Source organism: Accumulibacter sp. (assembly GCF_029255145.1).
In the GTDB taxonomy this organism is placed as follows: domain Bacteria; phylum Pseudomonadota; class Gammaproteobacteria; order Burkholderiales; family Rhodocyclaceae; genus Accumulibacter.
Genome location: NZ_JAPUVQ010000075.1, coordinates 14,586 through 29,205, shown reverse-complemented (window position 1 = coordinate 29,205; position 14,620 = coordinate 14,586). Strand labels below are relative to the sequence as shown.

10 protein-coding genes are annotated in these 14,620 nt (G+C 62.8%); all 10 read right to left on the bottom strand.

The annotated features are described in order from the left end of the window. Positions 1–466 precede the first annotated feature (466 nt). Positions 467–910: a cache domain-containing protein gene (locus tag Q1L50_RS07725; protein WP_300337280.1), complete on the bottom strand. Its 444-nt coding sequence runs from the start codon at positions 908–910 to the stop codon at positions 467–469. Between the two features lie 230 nt (positions 911–1,140). Then, on the bottom strand, positions 1,141–1,650 hold the full coding sequence (locus tag Q1L50_RS07720) for a universal stress protein (protein ID WP_300337278.1): 510 nt from the start codon (positions 1,648–1,650) through the stop codon (positions 1,141–1,143). A 252-nt stretch (positions 1,651–1,902) separates the two neighbouring features. Further along, positions 1,903–4,110: a SulP family inorganic anion transporter gene (locus Q1L50_RS07715; RefSeq protein ID WP_300337277.1), complete on the bottom strand. Its 2,208-nt coding sequence runs from the start codon at positions 4,108–4,110 to the stop codon at positions 1,903–1,905. Positions 4,111–4,371: 261 nt separating this feature from the next. Further along, entirely contained in the window at positions 4,372–5,088 is a 717-nt protein-coding gene (locus tag Q1L50_RS07710) for a hypothetical protein (protein ID WP_300337275.1), read from the bottom strand. Positions 5,089–5,177: 89 nt separating this feature from the next. Beyond that, positions 5,178–5,891: a hypothetical protein gene (locus Q1L50_RS07705; protein ID WP_300337273.1), complete on the bottom strand. Its 714-nt coding sequence runs from the start codon at positions 5,889–5,891 to the stop codon at positions 5,178–5,180. A 98-nt stretch (positions 5,892–5,989) separates the two neighbouring features. Beyond that, entirely contained in the window at positions 5,990–7,468 is a 1,479-nt protein-coding gene (locus Q1L50_RS07700) for a CHAD domain-containing protein (RefSeq protein ID WP_300337271.1), read from the bottom strand. A 540-nt stretch (positions 7,469–8,008) separates the two neighbouring features. Continuing rightward, positions 8,009–8,632 (bottom strand): DUF47 family protein, encoded by a 624-nt coding sequence (locus Q1L50_RS07695; protein WP_300337269.1) that lies wholly within the window; start codon positions 8,630–8,632, stop codon positions 8,009–8,011. Between the two features lie 35 nt (positions 8,633–8,667). Further along, complete coding sequence (locus tag Q1L50_RS07690; protein ID WP_300337267.1) at positions 8,668–9,708, bottom strand: inorganic phosphate transporter; 1,041 nt, start codon at positions 9,706–9,708, stop codon at positions 8,668–8,670. A gap of 847 nt (positions 9,709–10,555) precedes the next feature. After that, complete coding sequence (locus tag Q1L50_RS07685; RefSeq protein WP_300337266.1) at positions 10,556–11,986, bottom strand: sigma-54 dependent transcriptional regulator; 1,431 nt, start codon at positions 11,984–11,986, stop codon at positions 10,556–10,558. Then, positions 11,987–14,545, bottom strand: coding sequence for an ATP-binding protein (locus Q1L50_RS07680; RefSeq protein ID WP_300337264.1), 2,559 nt, complete (start codon positions 14,543–14,545; stop codon positions 11,987–11,989). It abuts the gene before it with no gap. Positions 14,546–14,620: the final 75 nt, after the last annotated feature.

Below are 14,620 nucleotides of genomic sequence, written 5' to 3'. Positions count from 1 at the left end.
CAGAGTCCCCATCGCCCCGCCTCCCTTGCTCTCCAAATAGGTGACTGTCTCAGTAACCTCACTCTATCCAAGATCAAGGCTTGGCGGGGCATTCCCGCTATCTATTCAGATTGAATCGCGGAACCGGGGAGTGCGCAGGCGATAACTCCTGAACGCTTGGCGGAGCGATCGCCGCTGGCAAGCGAACGCATGTGAGGCGCAGCGCTGGCTTGCAACAAGGGCTCACCGGTAGCAAAATGGAAGCACTTGTCGTGCTTGTCCTTCATCGACGAAGGACCACCGCCATCCCGCGCCGCTCGCAATTCGCTACTTGCCAGCCGTCCCACTACCAGGGGTTCGGCGGCGACCGGAGCGCTCACCACGGCCGGCGCTGTCCGCCGGCGAGAAATCCCGCCGCCTTGCGTCTGGTCGTGCCATTCCGATCAGTCGCGCATCGGGTCCCCGCGCAACTTCGTCCACGGAACCACTACTTGTAATAGCCGACCGCACACACCTGGTCGCCGATCCTGGTGACGTAGGCAACCTTGACCACAGGATCCGTCTGCCCGGGGCGCGGCCACATATACACCACCTCGGAAATCGTTCCCTCCTCGGCCACGGCGTAGAGATCTGCGCCCAGCGGCTTGCCAGCCTTGTCCTTGAGCTCTTTGAGGTTGGTGCCGAGGAGCGTCGGATGCGCGGTGAAGTAGCCGTCCGGACCGCCGCAATACGGGTACAGGTCGCGATCCATGAAACCGCCTTCACCCTTGGTAAACATTACGAGCGCCCTGGCCTTGTCGGCCTTCAGGGCAACGACCACCTTTTCGAGCATCGCTTTGGCTTCGGCGGGAGTCCCGGATGGCCCTGCCGCCGCGACGCCGGCAGATCCGAGAACGGCAAGGGCCAAAGCCAGGACAGTTTGACGCAGCATCGAAAATCTCCTTGTCAAATGTTCTGACAGCAATCCACTTGCTGCCAGACCCCAAGCGAGGTGATACGCTGTCTGTAAGGCCGGGGGCGCTTGGCGGCTCCTGGCAAGACGTAGTGACGGGATTGTACGACTGTACGGCCACGAGTAGCCAACTTGCGCCGCGAACACGGCGTAGCGCGCCGTGTCCGGGGGCCGGCGGAATGAGTCACCTATCCCGACCGACTTGTCGCTCAGGCCTTCTTCTTATCCTTTTCCCTGGCCTTTTCTTTCGCCTTGCGTTCACTCGCTGCCAACCCGGGGGCACGAAAAACGAGGACGGGAATACTTGAGTGCGTCAAGACCCGGTACGTTTCACTGCCGACCAGCAGCGAGGACGGACCCCCGCGGCTGTGCTTGGCCATGAAGATCAGGTCGCAGTTGTTGTCCTCTGCGGCTTTGATGATCGCCTCCCACGGGGTATCGCTGACCACCGCGAGAGCGGTGCACTCGACCCCGGCGTCCTTGCAGAGTTTCTTGATGAAACCGAGATACTCCTTCGATTTCCCTTCGGCACGAGAAAGCAGGCGGTCGACTGCGGCCGGATGCACCAGGTCCGTGTAATCTTCCGATGGCTGACCAATCGCCTTGGCGTACAAGGCCGTGATCTTGACATTGCCCGCCTTGGCAAACGCCACCGCTCGCTCGGCGGTTTCTCTCGACAGCTGGCTTCCATCCGTCGGCAGCAAGATGTGCTGGAACATGATTGTTGTTCTCCCTCGAGTTGGGGCCGCTCGCGGCCACCTTGGTGCCGGGAATAATAGACCAATTTCCCCCACAACGGCGAAACAGGCCGGGAACTATGGCAGGAACGGTCTACAGGCGACGCTCTCTGCCCGAGGCCACAAGTCGCAACCACGCCAACTGAGCCGGCAGCCGGAAGAAGCCGCGTGCCCAGTCAAACATCTCGTCGTCCATGGTCCATGCTCTTTGACTTGATGTCGACCCCTGTCGACCTAATCCTGCATGGCCATCAGCTCCTTGTCGGAGTAACGCAACCTCAAAGCCAGCACCTTGGCGACCGCTTCGAGGAGTTGGAAGGCCAGCCGCTTGTGCTCCTCCTTTAGCCTTTCGAACTGCTCTCGCCGCAGGACGAAGAGTTCCGTGTCGCCCACGGCCGTGCCGTCATTGAAGCGGCTCGTCCCGGCAATGAAGGCAATACCACCGAAGAAGTCGCCGCGCCCATAGGTCAAAGTGTGATGTCCATCGGCTGCTCCCTCGACCGGCAGAGTGATCCGGACTGCGCCCTTGCGGATCAGGTACAGTTCATCGGCGACGTCGCCAAGCGAGAAGAGCTTCGTGCCCGCCGGCACCGAGCGCCGTTCAAGGCATTCCATCAGCGTAATCAGGGTATCTTCCTTGTGATTCTTGAAGATGTCGAGCTCGTACACCTCGAGCGGCGGCAGGTCGAGCGCCTCCTTGAGGTGTTCGCCCAGGATCTCGTCTTCAATCCACTCGACCGCGTCATCGATGTTCGGAAAGACCTTGACATGTTCGGTCATGGTCGTCAGTTCCATCTGATCGAAGAGCTCGGCAATATTCCTGCCATTGGGGAGCGTCCGGGCCAAGTTGCTGAAGATCAGAAAGGCGTTACGTTCGATCAGCGAGTCCCTGATCTGGCTCAGCAAATGCACCGCCGTGACGTCGACCGACTGCACGCGCCGCATGTCGAGCAGAATGTAGGTGCGCTTGGCCAACTCCGGCTCCAGTGCGGAATACAACTGGTCCTTGGTACCGAAGAACAAGCTCCCCTGCAGTTCGAGGATCGCCGTCTGGTCGCCATTTTTCACCAGCAGTTCCATTTCCTGCCCCAGGCGTACCCGTTTCGAAAACCGCTGGCTGCCATCGAGCTTGCTACGGATGATCGTGCTGCCCAATTGCTCCCGGATGAACAGCAGCATCGCCAGCGCGATCCCGACACCCGACGCGGCGATCAGGCTGTAACCCACCGCCACGCCCACCACCACCACGATCACCACGAAATCCAGCACGGTCCACGGCGACGCCAGCAGATGGAGGCTGTGCCGGTCGATCATCCGGAAACCGACGACGATCAGGATGCCGGCCAATGCCGCCACCGGGATCCAGGCAATGAACGCTCCCAGGACAAGGAACGCGATCAGCGACAGCACGCCTTCAAAGATCCCCGACGCACGGGTCTGCCCGCCGCTGGCCAGATTGACCATCGTCGCCCCCATCTGCCCGGCTCCAGGCATGCCGCCGACACACGCCGAAGCGACGTTGCCGAGACCCTGGGCGACGAGCTCGCGGTTGGAATCGTGGCGACTCCGGGTCAAGGCGTCGAGGACCACCGCCGTCTTCAGCGTGTCGATCGACAACAGCACCGCAAGGGTGATTGCTGGTCCGAACAGGCTGCCGATCTGGCTGAGCTTGAGGTCACCGATTTCCCGCCAACGGCCGGTGATCGCCTCCAGCATGCTTGACGCCGTTCCGCCAAGCGGACCGATGATCAGCTTGTTCCCCTCGACCACCAACATCGTCTCATCGACCGAATAGGCCAGCGCGAAATACGTCAGCACCCCGGCCAGCAAGCCGAGAATGGCCGCCGGAACGACGCGCGTGACGTACGGTGCGCCGACCATCACCGCCATCGTCACCGCGCCGATGACCGCGCCCTCCCACTGCCAGAGTTCCGGCGAGATCAGCGCCCGCCACAATGAGTGGCCGCCGAAAACCCCCAGAAACTTCGGAATCTGACTGCCGATGATGATCAGGCCGACGCCGGAGAGATAACCGCTGACCACTGGATACGGTATGTACTTGATCAGGCTGCCGACACCCATGAAACCGAGGAGCAGTTGAATCAGTCCGGAGAGCAGACCAAGGGCAGTCAGCATCAAGACAATGAATACCGGTTCAACCTGCTGCTGCACCAGGCCAATGGCAAAGGCCGAACAAACCGCCGCAGCCGGCCCGCACGGCGCGGTGATCAGGCGATTGGTTCCGCCCAGGGCCGGCGCCACGAGTCCGAGCGCAGTCGCACCGAGAATGCCGGCCAGCGCCCCCAGACCGGCATAGGCCGGGCCGATCGAGGCGTAGATCGTGACCCCAAAGGCGATCGCCGACGGCAGGGCAACCAGCATGGCCGCAAGACCGCCCCAGAAATCACCGGCCAGCTTGTCATTCTTAAACTTGAATGTCATTTCCACGGCCACATGCCTCCATTCTTTCGAAAAGATTGGCTCTGCGGCAAACGCTTGTCTGCCGCAGAGCCAACAACACTTAGCCCAATTGCTCAGACTAGGCTAGGTGGGGTGCCTTGGCAAGCACAGCGTGCACCGTTACACACGCAGGCCGATGTTCGCCACGCGACTCCGGGCCCTCGGGCAAGTCGCGCGAAGCGACCCTGCGCCGGGGCCGCGAGCCCTTTCCGGAGCAGCCCAGGAAAACCACACGATCGGCAATCAGTGCGAATCTCGGCTGGCGCGAGTTGCCAGGCCAGCCATCCGGCCTGCCCGCAGATCCGTGTCCACGCGCTCCGCGTAGTCCGCAACGCGGTCGACTTCCTCGACCACTTGCGCCAGATGAAGCCTAACCTTCAGCTCCAGCGCCTCATCGGCCAAGATCTGTTTGATCAGTTGCATCGAGAGCCGATCTGCCTGGCTTTCGTACCAGCTGACGCCGAGATCGCCGCCAACGCACATTGGCTGGCCCCATAGCAGCATGCACGGGCGACAACCCTCGATCAGCTCGTCGACCGCCGCGCAGACCGTCTCGCTCAGTTCCTGCAGGTCGGTGACGAGGTACGAGGGAATTTCACGAGTGTCACCGGAGAAACCCGATTCGACGGCAAAAGCGGTGATCTGGCGCCGCATCTCCCTGAGCAGTCCGGTCACGGCGTTCAATGGTTCGATCATCCCGGGACGCGTGCCGCTCTCAAACGTCGCGTCACGCGTTCCCGTCGCGAACCTCTGCTGCAACTCGTCTACCGTGCACATCTGCGTGCTGATCCTCTGGGCCAGCGACCAGCAGGCACTCTCGGAACCCGCCGTCAGGTAGGCCTCAACGGCTGCCCTGAAGACTGCGGTCGCTTCTGCCGCCGCGTCCAGCAAGCGGTCCAGATCGTTTTCAAGCGACCTCCGGCTGGCCAAAGCCGGTGCCGAGTGGAACTGCGTATCCATGATGCTTACCTCTCCTCGATGCTGTAAGGACCTTGCGCCGGGCGCACTGTCTCCTGTCGGCAACCGCTGACGCCACGAATGGCTGACAGTCAACTGCCCATCAACGGCCAGACCGGCCGCGCCTGTTGGCCGCCGCCACACGACCTTCTATCGTGCCAGCCCGCTGCCAGCTGCCGTGACCAGTTCCTGAGTATCGCACCGGCTTTGACAACTTCCAGCGTGATGGCGGCCAGCTTGGCGTGCAACTCGTCGAGCCTGCCAACGCGACGACCGGCCGGATGTCCGGCAGCCTCGGCGAACAGTTCACCATCCGGCTGCGATAGAGCGGCCGGTTCCAGCTCGGCCGCCTCCGGAAAACGCAACCACCGCTCGCCTCCCAACACCTGCTCACTCGCCATCGCGGCATCCGCATCGCACTCCGCAACCGGCGACCCGTTCGCCAGGCGACTGTAGCCGTGCCGCAGACTCTCGGTCGCTGTCTCGATGGCCTCGATCATCAGGCAACTGGTTTCGTCCGGCCCCGACCCACCCTGATCGACTCCCCGGGCGGTCCGGAACAGGCCAGCCGCCACGCGATCAAGAGCCTCCATGGTCCAGTTTATTTCGCCCACATCGGCGGTCAGCGCGGCTGGCGAGTTGAGCGCCGCCTGATTGCGTCGCCGCAGTTCCTGCCGGCGCTGCTCCAGGTCGAGCAAGCGAACCGAATGGACTGATTCCTTCCCCTGCAAGATCGCCCGCGTGGTCCTGGCGAGACTCACCACGATAGCGGCCTGCCGATCGATCAGCGAGAAAAAATCGGGCACTTCAGCGCCGACTCCGGATGGCGCAGCGCCTTGTGTGGCTCTCGAGATCGCAGGACAACTCACGGCCTTCACCTGAAGCGAATCCCCGATCGTCGATTTCATTGATTCCGCCACGGCACAGGGTGCTGGTAGAAGTCGTTCAGCCAACCGCGAAGCTCCGGCAGCAAGCCTTCGCTCTGTGCCTCGAGCCAACTCCGGATTACCGCACCGGCGTCGCCGGGGAGCGCTTCGTCGCTCAGTTGCACAGCAACCGCCAGGTCGTTCAGCCGGCCGAGCAACTCCTGCAGGCCGCTGGCCGAGACGTGGTAGTTGCGGAGCAGTTCACCCGGAAACAGCGGAGCGAAGAATTCCAGTGCGTAGCGCAATCGCTTGTACGAAACCCGCAGACGATGACGTGCCGCCGCGTCGCCGGCGAGCGCGTCGACCGCCAACTGGCTGACCTGTCTCGCCCGCTTGTCGAGACATGCGGGTGCAAAAGCATCCAGCCGTCCCGCGTCCTGCTCCGGAAGCGCCAGCAAGGCAGCAGTGAAGTCGAGCAGCAAGCGCGAGTAGGCGACGGACTGGAGGGCGCTGCGCGCTCCCTCACGATTGATCGCGCAGCGCCTTTGGGCGTAAGCCGACAGGCGGCCGCACGCGCTGCCTTCAGGAAAGGCCAGGGCGATGGTCGGCAAGGTCTCGGTCAGAAAGACATCCCAGTTGCGCGCTTCGCCCAGATGCCCGGCGAGTGTCTGCCACAGCGGATCGAAGCGGCTCACGAACTCCCCGGAGAGTAGCGGACGCCAGATCCGGATCGCCGAACGCAGACGGCGAATGGCGACGCGGGCCTGATGGACGAACTCTGGATTGTCACTCTCGCGCAGGCCTTGCTCGTTGCTTTGCAGGTGCCGCAGACAGGCCAGCGCGATGGTCCGGAAAGCGGCGACGGTGCTCATGCCGGCGTTGGTCTGGACCGCCACCGCCTTGACCGCCTGCGGCGAGTCCTCGGCCAGAACCCGGTAGCCGCGCTGGAACTTGCTGGTCACTTCAGGATGGAGCGAGAAGTCACTCTGCAACTCGCTGGCAGCGGAAAACAGATCGCCGGAAGATCCCGAAAGGAGTTCGAGTCCGACTTCACAAATCGCCTGCCGGCGACCCTCGCCGACGATCCAGCCGCGGTCGAGAGCGAGTTCGATGCGTACACCCGCGCGTGGCTCAAGCAGCCAGGCACTGCGTGTGAAGTTGGTGGTGAACGCCGGTCGCAAGTCCTCGCGCAAGGATTCCAGCCACCGCCGCAAGCCGCTGTCGCCGACGTGCGCGAAGTCGAATTCGCCCGGCTCGCCGGCGACCTCCCACTGCGCACCTTCCGCGTCCTGGTCTTCGCTCAAGGCCGCCCTGCTGACTGACGACAGCCAGATCGAGCCACTCTTGCGATACTGCACAACGACGTGCTCACGCTGCAGGCGCCGATCCGGCGTGTCGTAGTAGATGTTAATGACGCGTTCGCGAAGGGCTGTGGCCTCGGTCAGCAGCGGATGCTTGGCCAGGCGACTGGCCACTCCGGGCGTTAGCGAAAGATTGAGTTCGGTTTCGATTTCCATCTGACAAGCTCCTGAGAATTGGACTGACTCTTCAGCCCCACCAAGGAATCCTGCGCAGAACTGCCTCTTGTCGAGGCAAGCGCCAGGATCCCTCGCTTCTCAGGTACAGCAAGAGATGTGCCAGTAGCAACGGAGTGCCAAACACCGTGAAAAATCAAGCGCGAAACGCGCCATCAGAAGACGCCGCGAGAAATGCTGCGGGTGCAACAAAATGAACAAGTGGCACCTGCACCTGCCCGACTCATAGGAACATTTCTCATATGCAACAGCCACTTGCGAATTTGCCGGGGACGCACCCGCCAGGAGAGAACGTTACACCCGCCACGGAACGGAGCAAGCGCCGTCGGCCGTCGTCGTCAGGTGGCAAGGCGTCGGCCACGGGTCGACAGGCCGTCCGAGCCGGCACTCGCGGTCACCCCGGGCGACCTGCAACGCGGCAGCCCGGCCCGAGCTCTGCGCGCTGCCTCGCGGATACTCGCAGCAAGACCCCGGGGAAGACCTATGCGGGCACCATCCCCGGGGCATCGCCACAGGCGGCGTTCAGCAGAGCTTGACGACGATGTCCAGCAGCGTGCTGTTGCAGATGTTCAGGCGGTCGCCGGCCCGACTCAACTGCATGTAGATCTCCTTGCGCCTGAAGATGTTGTGGAAGTCGTTGTCCTGAAACAACTCGGCCAGGGCGCGCCGGTGCGTCCGGGTCAGCTGGCGTACCGCTTTGTCGGCCTTTTCGGCATCGGCGCGACCCAGTTTCGGATCGCTCCCGAGACGGCCATAGCCCGCCGCCACCGCTTCCACACCGGCCTTGAGGTACACCGCCATTTCCAGGCAAGCCTTGTCCGGCTTCAAGGCAAGAATCTCGGTATCCATTTCGACGACGATCGACTTGCAGCTGTTGATGATTTCGTCGAGATTGATGATCGCCCGGTGCAGGTCTTCACGGTCGATCGGCGTCGAGAAGGCTTCGTTGAGCAAGGTCAGGTTGCGAACCTTCTGCCGATCGCCCTCGTACTCGGCCTCGACAATCTTCTTGGTTGCCTGCGCGCTATCGGCACCCATGTACTCGACCAGCAGGCCGGCGCTGTGATCCACATGCGCACTTTGTTCGGCGAGCAGCGCAAAGAAATCTGGGACTCTGGGAAACACCCGATGCAGGATCCGGCGCATGAGAGAGGGTGCTGCAAGGTTTACGTCCGACATGATTAAGCCTTTCCAAGAAAGAGATTGACGAGAGCGAAGGTCTGAATCGCCACCAGAGCCGAACCAGGGATGGTAATTACCCAGGTGATGGCAATGTCCTTGGCCTTCTTCCAGCGCACCGCTCGCGGGCGCTCCGAAGAGCCGATACCCATGATCGACGTGCCAACGACGTGCGTCGTCGATACCGGTGCGCCGATCGCCGAAGCGGTCATGATCACCAGTGCCGAGGTCAGCTGCGAGCTCAGCGCATGGATCGGGCGAACACGGTAGATCGAGAAGCCCAGCGTCCGCACGATCCGCCAGCCGCCCGAAAGGATGCCCAGGGTAATTGCCACCGCGCAGGCCAGCATCACCCAGAACGGAACTTCAAACTTGTCGATGAAGCCACCCAGCAGCAGCGCCAGCGTCAGCATCCCCATGCTCTTTTGCGCGTCGTTGGCACCGTGCGAGAAGGCGAGCCCGGCGGCGGTGACGAACTGCGCGTGCCGAAGGCCGGTGTTGGCCGATGGCTTGGCAGCGAACAGGACGATATTCATCAGCCTGAGGATCAGGAAACCGACCCAGAAACCGATCAATGGCGAAAGGATCAACGCCGCCAGAACCTTCATGATGCCGGTCATCTGGCCGTGCATGAGTTGCGAAAAACCCCAGACGACGTTGTCCGGCCCGGCAGAAACGATGACCGCTCCGATCAGTCCGCCGACCAGCGCGTGCGACGACGACGACGGGATGCCGAAGTACCAGGTTGCCAGGTTCCAGACGATGGCGCCGACCAGCCCGCTGATCAGGATCGCCAGGGACAGCACCGGCGCCACATCGTTCAGAGTGACGAACTTGCCAATGGTATTGGCGACCGCCGTACCACCAAGCAATGGGCCGAGAAACTCGAAGGTACCGACGATGATCACTGCCTGGACCGGCGTCATCGCCCGCGAAGCGATGATCGTCGCCACGATGTTGGCGGCGTCGTGAAAACCGTTGGTATAGTCGAAAAAGAGAACGATGGCTACGGTCGCGATCGTCAGAATCAGTAGTGTGCTCATGAAGCGGCCCTGAGGTTGTGGTTGCAGGTTCAAGCGCGGCGGACGCAGCAATCAGCGTGCCGAGAAACGCGCCTGGCGCGGTCTGACTGGCGAACTGTCGGGATCAGTGGCGAATGTCGTTGGTCCTCCGGGTCAATGCCTGCGCAACTTGTTCCGGCCCGCAAGCAGCGTGCCGAAGCCCTTGACGCGCAAGCGCTCTGGCGGGCGCAAGAGACTTGCTCGCGGCGTCGCGACGCCGCGCTCGAACAAGAGGGAGAACAGGCAGCAGAGAGGCATGGGCGAGCGCGCACACGGGGAAGCCGAGGCGCAAGGACTCCGACGTGCGTTCATCGCCCAGGCAGCGCCTGGTTTCAGAAAGGAATCAAGCCTGGCGCCAGAACCCATACGACATCCCCCCAAGATATCGGATTGATCATTGCCCGGAAGCGACCAATCAGGCGCTCACCAACAACCTGCGGTGACCGTTCTGATCGACGTTGAGCTGTTCCACGCAAGCATGTTTCGTGCCAACTTGTGCGGCACGGAGGGAAATGCCGCGTCGGCACCGATCGGGGGCGGCGACAGTGCGTGTTTCGCACTCGACACGGGGTGTAACAAAACGTACCCTCAATATCCTTAAGGGATAACTACAGAGACAATGCAAATAAATATCATTGTGTTATATCACTCTTCATTGATGCGCCGAAGTCGCAAAACGTTACACCGGGCATTGTCCCGCCCGGCTTCCGTCGGCGGCCGCGGATGGGTGCGAAGGGCACTGCGTCGAGCAAGGGAAATGGGGCACAGTCGACGCATCAACCGGCAGTGCGACACGCGGCTGGCTTCGGCAGCCAGTCGCTTTGGCGGGTCACGGATTGGCTGGCGTCGCCCGCCGTGCCAGGCGTCTGTTGAGCGCCGGACGCGACAGGCCAAGCAGCGTCGCAGCGACGCCCTGATTGCCCTTGGCCCGCCGCAGCGCCTCGCTGACCATCGCCTCTTCGACCTCGTCGAGGGTCGGAAAACGCCCCGGGATGACGACCGGCAGCCCGTCGGACGGATCGGCCACCGGGTGCTCGGCATTCGCCTTCTGCTGCTTCTGGATGGCCTGGCGAAAGCTGTCCATGGCCAGCACCGAACCACCGCGATGCAAAGCCATGGCGTTGAAGACCATTGCCCGCAGCTCACGGACATTGCCCGGGAAATGATGGTTCGAGAGCAAAGTGATCAGCTCGTTCGACGGCTCGGGTGGGGTCTTGTTGATCGCCGCCGCGGCCTCGTCGAGAAAATGCTGCAGCAGCAGCGGCAGATCCTCCTTGTGCTCGCGCAGCGGCGGCACTTCAACCTGGTGCACCGACAGACGGAAGAACAGATCGGAGCGAAACTGGTTCTGGCGCATCATCTGGGCGAGCTTGCAGTTGGTCGCGCAAACGACGCGTGCATCGCTTGGGCGTGCGACGTCGGATCCCAGGGGAAAGTACATGTGCTCCTGCAGCAGGCGCAGCAGTTTGACCTGCGAGGCCATCGACAGATCGCCGATCTCGTCGAGGAACAGCGTGCCGCCGCCAGCCTGCGCGATCAAACCCGGGCGATTCTGGTCGGCGCCGGTAAAGGCGCCTTTGCGATGGCCGAACAGGGTGTCCGAGAACAAGGTGTCGTCCAGGCCCGCGACATTGACCTGCACGAACTGTCCGGCCAGGCCGCTGAGCTTGTGCAGCGCATGCGCGAACATCTCCTTGCCGGCTCCGGTCTCGCCGGAAATCAGCACCGGCTCGGCTGAAACGGCAACCGCTTCGAGATACTGAAAAAGCGCCCGCATCTTGCGGCTGTTGGTAATGATCCCGGCGAAGGCTTCACCGTGCTGCAGGCAGTCCGACAGCAGATAGTGCTTCAGCACGCCCATCTGCCGGCGCAGCGATTGCACCTCGAGCGCGTGCCGGACACTGGCCACCAGACGGCTTTCCTCGACCGGCTTGACGAGATAGTCGAATGCGCCTTCCTTCATGCTGAGCACGGCGGTTTCGACATCCTGAGCGGCGGTCATGACGATCACCGGCAGCTCCGGATACAGGTGCACGATGTCCGGCAAGAGCTTGTTGCCCGTGACGTGCGGCATGAACAGATCCAGCAGCACCGTGCTCGCTGGCTGCCGCTCAAGCGCTGGCAACAGTTCCCGACTGTCATTGACCAGCTGGACGTTGGCGACGCCGGCGCTGTACAGCACCGCGGCCGTGGCATGCAGAACCGACTGGTCGTCATCGACCAGAAAGACCGGCAGGGTGGCAAAGGATGGCTCTTTCATTCATTCCTCCGTACTGATCGGCAGATCGATGCTGACCGTCGTTCCGAACTTCTTGTTCGACTCGAAACGCAGAACCCCGCCATGTTTTTCGACAATCGACGACGAGATCGACAGCCCCAGGCCGGTGCCACCGGTTTCGGCCTTGGTGGTGAAGAAGGGCTCGCCGATCTGGGCCATGACGTCCTCGCTGATCCCTTGACCCTGATCCTTGACGCGCACGATGATCCGGCCACCCGCGCTGTCCAGCCTGGCGGAAATCTTGACCGAACGACTCCGCTCCGGCAGCGACTCGAGAGCGTTGACGATCACGTTGATGAACACCTGCTCGAGCTGCTGCACGTTTCCTCGCACCACTGGCAGCGCGTCCGGCAGATCCAGCGTCAGGCTGTCGGTGTGCTTGCGGATGCGGGCGTCGAGCAAGGTCACCGCGGCATCGAGGATCTTGCCGATGTCGGCCAGCTCGTCCATATGCCCCCGATCCTGCTTGCCGAGATGCTTCAGGTTGGCGATGATCTTCTGGATGCGCCTGGCATTCTCGGCGATGTCGCCCATGCCACGGGAAATGGTCTCGCGCGCCTGCGCAAAGCTCAAGCCGGCGAGCAGGAAATCGCCCTGCTCCTGCTGATACTCGCCAAGGATCGGCAAGGCATCGTGCCAAATGCGGGTCAGCAAGGCGGCATTGGCCGTGATGGCGTGGTTGGGGTTGCTGATTTCGTGCGCAATGCCGGCCGACAGCACGCCCAGCGACGCCAGGCGCGCGCTGCGGATCGCCTGCCACTGCAGTTTCCGGTTCTCGGTGATATCGGTGATCACCACCATTGCCGCCATCACCGCTTTCGCCGAAGCGATCGGCACCATCCGGATTTCCCACCAGGTGCCGTCGCTGGAGGTGTATTGATAATGCTCGATGCGGCCACTGGCGAATACCTGCCACAGCTTTTCCAGGTAAGCGGCGCGAACATCCGGCGGCAGGATCAGCTCCGATCGCTTGTCGCCGGCACCACCAACCGGGTACGGCAGCGGCCGATTGGTGAGCAGGATGTTGGCCTGAGCATCGACCGTAAAGATCAGGTCCGGGGAATGGTTGAACAGCGTTCGCAACTTCGCTTCCGAGTCGCGCAGGGCGTCCTCGGCAAGTTTGTGCTCGGTAATGTCCTCGCAAAAACCGACGATGCGCGTCAGTTGGGCAGCCACTTCGCGCACCGGGAAGCCGCAGACGCGCAACCACAGCAGATCGTGCTCGCCGCGCGACACCGGCAGCACGACCGTGAAACGCCCACCGTCGGTCTGCAGCTGGGCGATCGCCTCACGCAGGATGCGGCGGTCGTCGGGCTCGAAGACGTCGAGCAGCAGCGACGGTGCCGAGCTGTCGAGACTGACCTCCTCGTCAACGATCTGCCGGAAGGCCGGGCCGATATACTCCAGGCGCGTCGCCTCGGCGTTGGTCGCCCAGAAGACGACATCGACCGTTTCCGCCAATTGACGAAGCAGCTCTTCACGCTCGTAGATGGTCTGCGCCAGGCGGATTCGACTGTCCATCTCGCGGCGACTGCGCACCAGGTAGAAACTGAGCAGGGCGGTAAACAGAATGCCTCCGACCAGAACTGACCAGTGCGCCTGGGTAAATGCCTCGGCGCTGCGAAACGTATGCGTGGCGACGCAGGTGATCGACCATCTCCGGTCGCCGACACTAATCGTCGCCACCATCCGCGGTTGATCCTTGTCCTGATCCGGCAACAGCCCGGCCGCTGTCGCCGCGCTGCGGGGCTCCAGCCGGCTGGCGTAAAAGTGCAGGAACTTCGCTTCGCTGCCAGCCGAGTCGTCGCTCACCAGGACCTCGACGCCGCGCGGCTCGAGCAGGCTGATGGCGAGATGAACGAGTTCGTCGATGCGATAAATGCCAAGCACGAAGCCCAGAGGTTCGGCGTGCGGTGGTGGCGCGCCAGCAGCGACGCCGCGCGCCTTGCCCGGCGCGTAGACCGGCAGCGCGGCGTAGATCACCGACAGGCTCTCCCGATCCGGCCCCGTCAGTGCCATGCGCCCGCTGACCGCGATCTCGCCGCTCTCCCTGGCGCGCTCGAACAGGGTCGCAACTTCGCTGATCGCGTTCAGGTCGACACCTTTCGCCGGGCCGAGGGCGGCACGCGACGCGACCAGCGCGACCGGCACCGGCGGTGGCAGCTCGCTGCCGACCGCCGCCCGCGGCTTGCCCGGGGCACCTTCCGGCGGAACCTGCCCCGGCGCCGCCAGCAGTGGCGCCCAAAGTAGACTCTCGATGTACGGGCGACGCTGCAGGATCGAATCGGCAAAGACGCTGAACTCGGTCTCGTCGATTCCCTGCGCAGCGTAGAACAGGCCGCGAATCTCCCGCAGGGCGTCCAGTCCTTGGCCGACCACCGCCCGCACCGATTCGATGCGGTCGCTGGCCGCCCACTGGAACTCTTTCAGGTGGCTCGTCTGCAACTCATCGCGCACATTCCACGACGACACGCAGGTCAGCAGAACTCCGCCGATCGCCACGGCATAGGCAGCGGCATATTTTCGCAAATTGTCGAGCATGGAGGGTCGCCGGAACAGCGCTGCACAGGACCACGGGCTAGTGACTCGGCCAATCGTCGCGCCACAGTAACGGCG

Bases quoted from the DNA above. Each gene is read 5' to 3' on its own strand.
- Q1L50_RS07710 (WP_300337275.1), bottom strand. From the start codon at position 5,088: ATGGATACGCAGTTCCACTCGGCACCGGCTTTGGCCAGCCGGAGGTCG.
- Q1L50_RS07700 (WP_300337271.1), bottom strand. From the start codon at position 7,468: ATGGAAATCGAAACCGAACTCAATCTTTCGCTAACGCCCGGAGTGGCC.
- Q1L50_RS07725 (WP_300337280.1), bottom strand. From the start codon at position 910: ATGCTGCGTCAAACTGTCCTGGCTTTGGCCCTTGCCGTTCTCGGATCT.
- Q1L50_RS07695 (WP_300337269.1), bottom strand. From the start codon at position 8,632: ATGCGCCGGATCCTGCATCGGGTGTTTCCCAGAGTCCCAGATTTCTTT.
- Q1L50_RS07685 (WP_300337266.1), bottom strand. From the start codon at position 11,986: ATGAAAGAGCCATCCTTTGCCACCCTGCCGGTCTTTCTGGTCGATGAC.
- Q1L50_RS07720 (WP_300337278.1), bottom strand. From the start codon at position 1,650: ATGTTCCAGCACATCTTGCTGCCGACGGATGGAAGCCAGCTGTCGAGA.
- Q1L50_RS07715 (WP_300337277.1), bottom strand. From the start codon at position 4,110: ATGACATTCAAGTTTAAGAATGACAAGCTGGCCGGTGATTTCTGGGGC.
- Q1L50_RS07680 (WP_300337264.1), bottom strand. From the start codon at position 14,545: ATGCTCGACAATTTGCGAAAATATGCCGCTGCCTATGCCGTGGCGATC.
- Q1L50_RS07690 (WP_300337267.1), bottom strand. From the start codon at position 9,708: ATGAGCACACTACTGATTCTGACGATCGCGACCGTAGCCATCGTTCTC.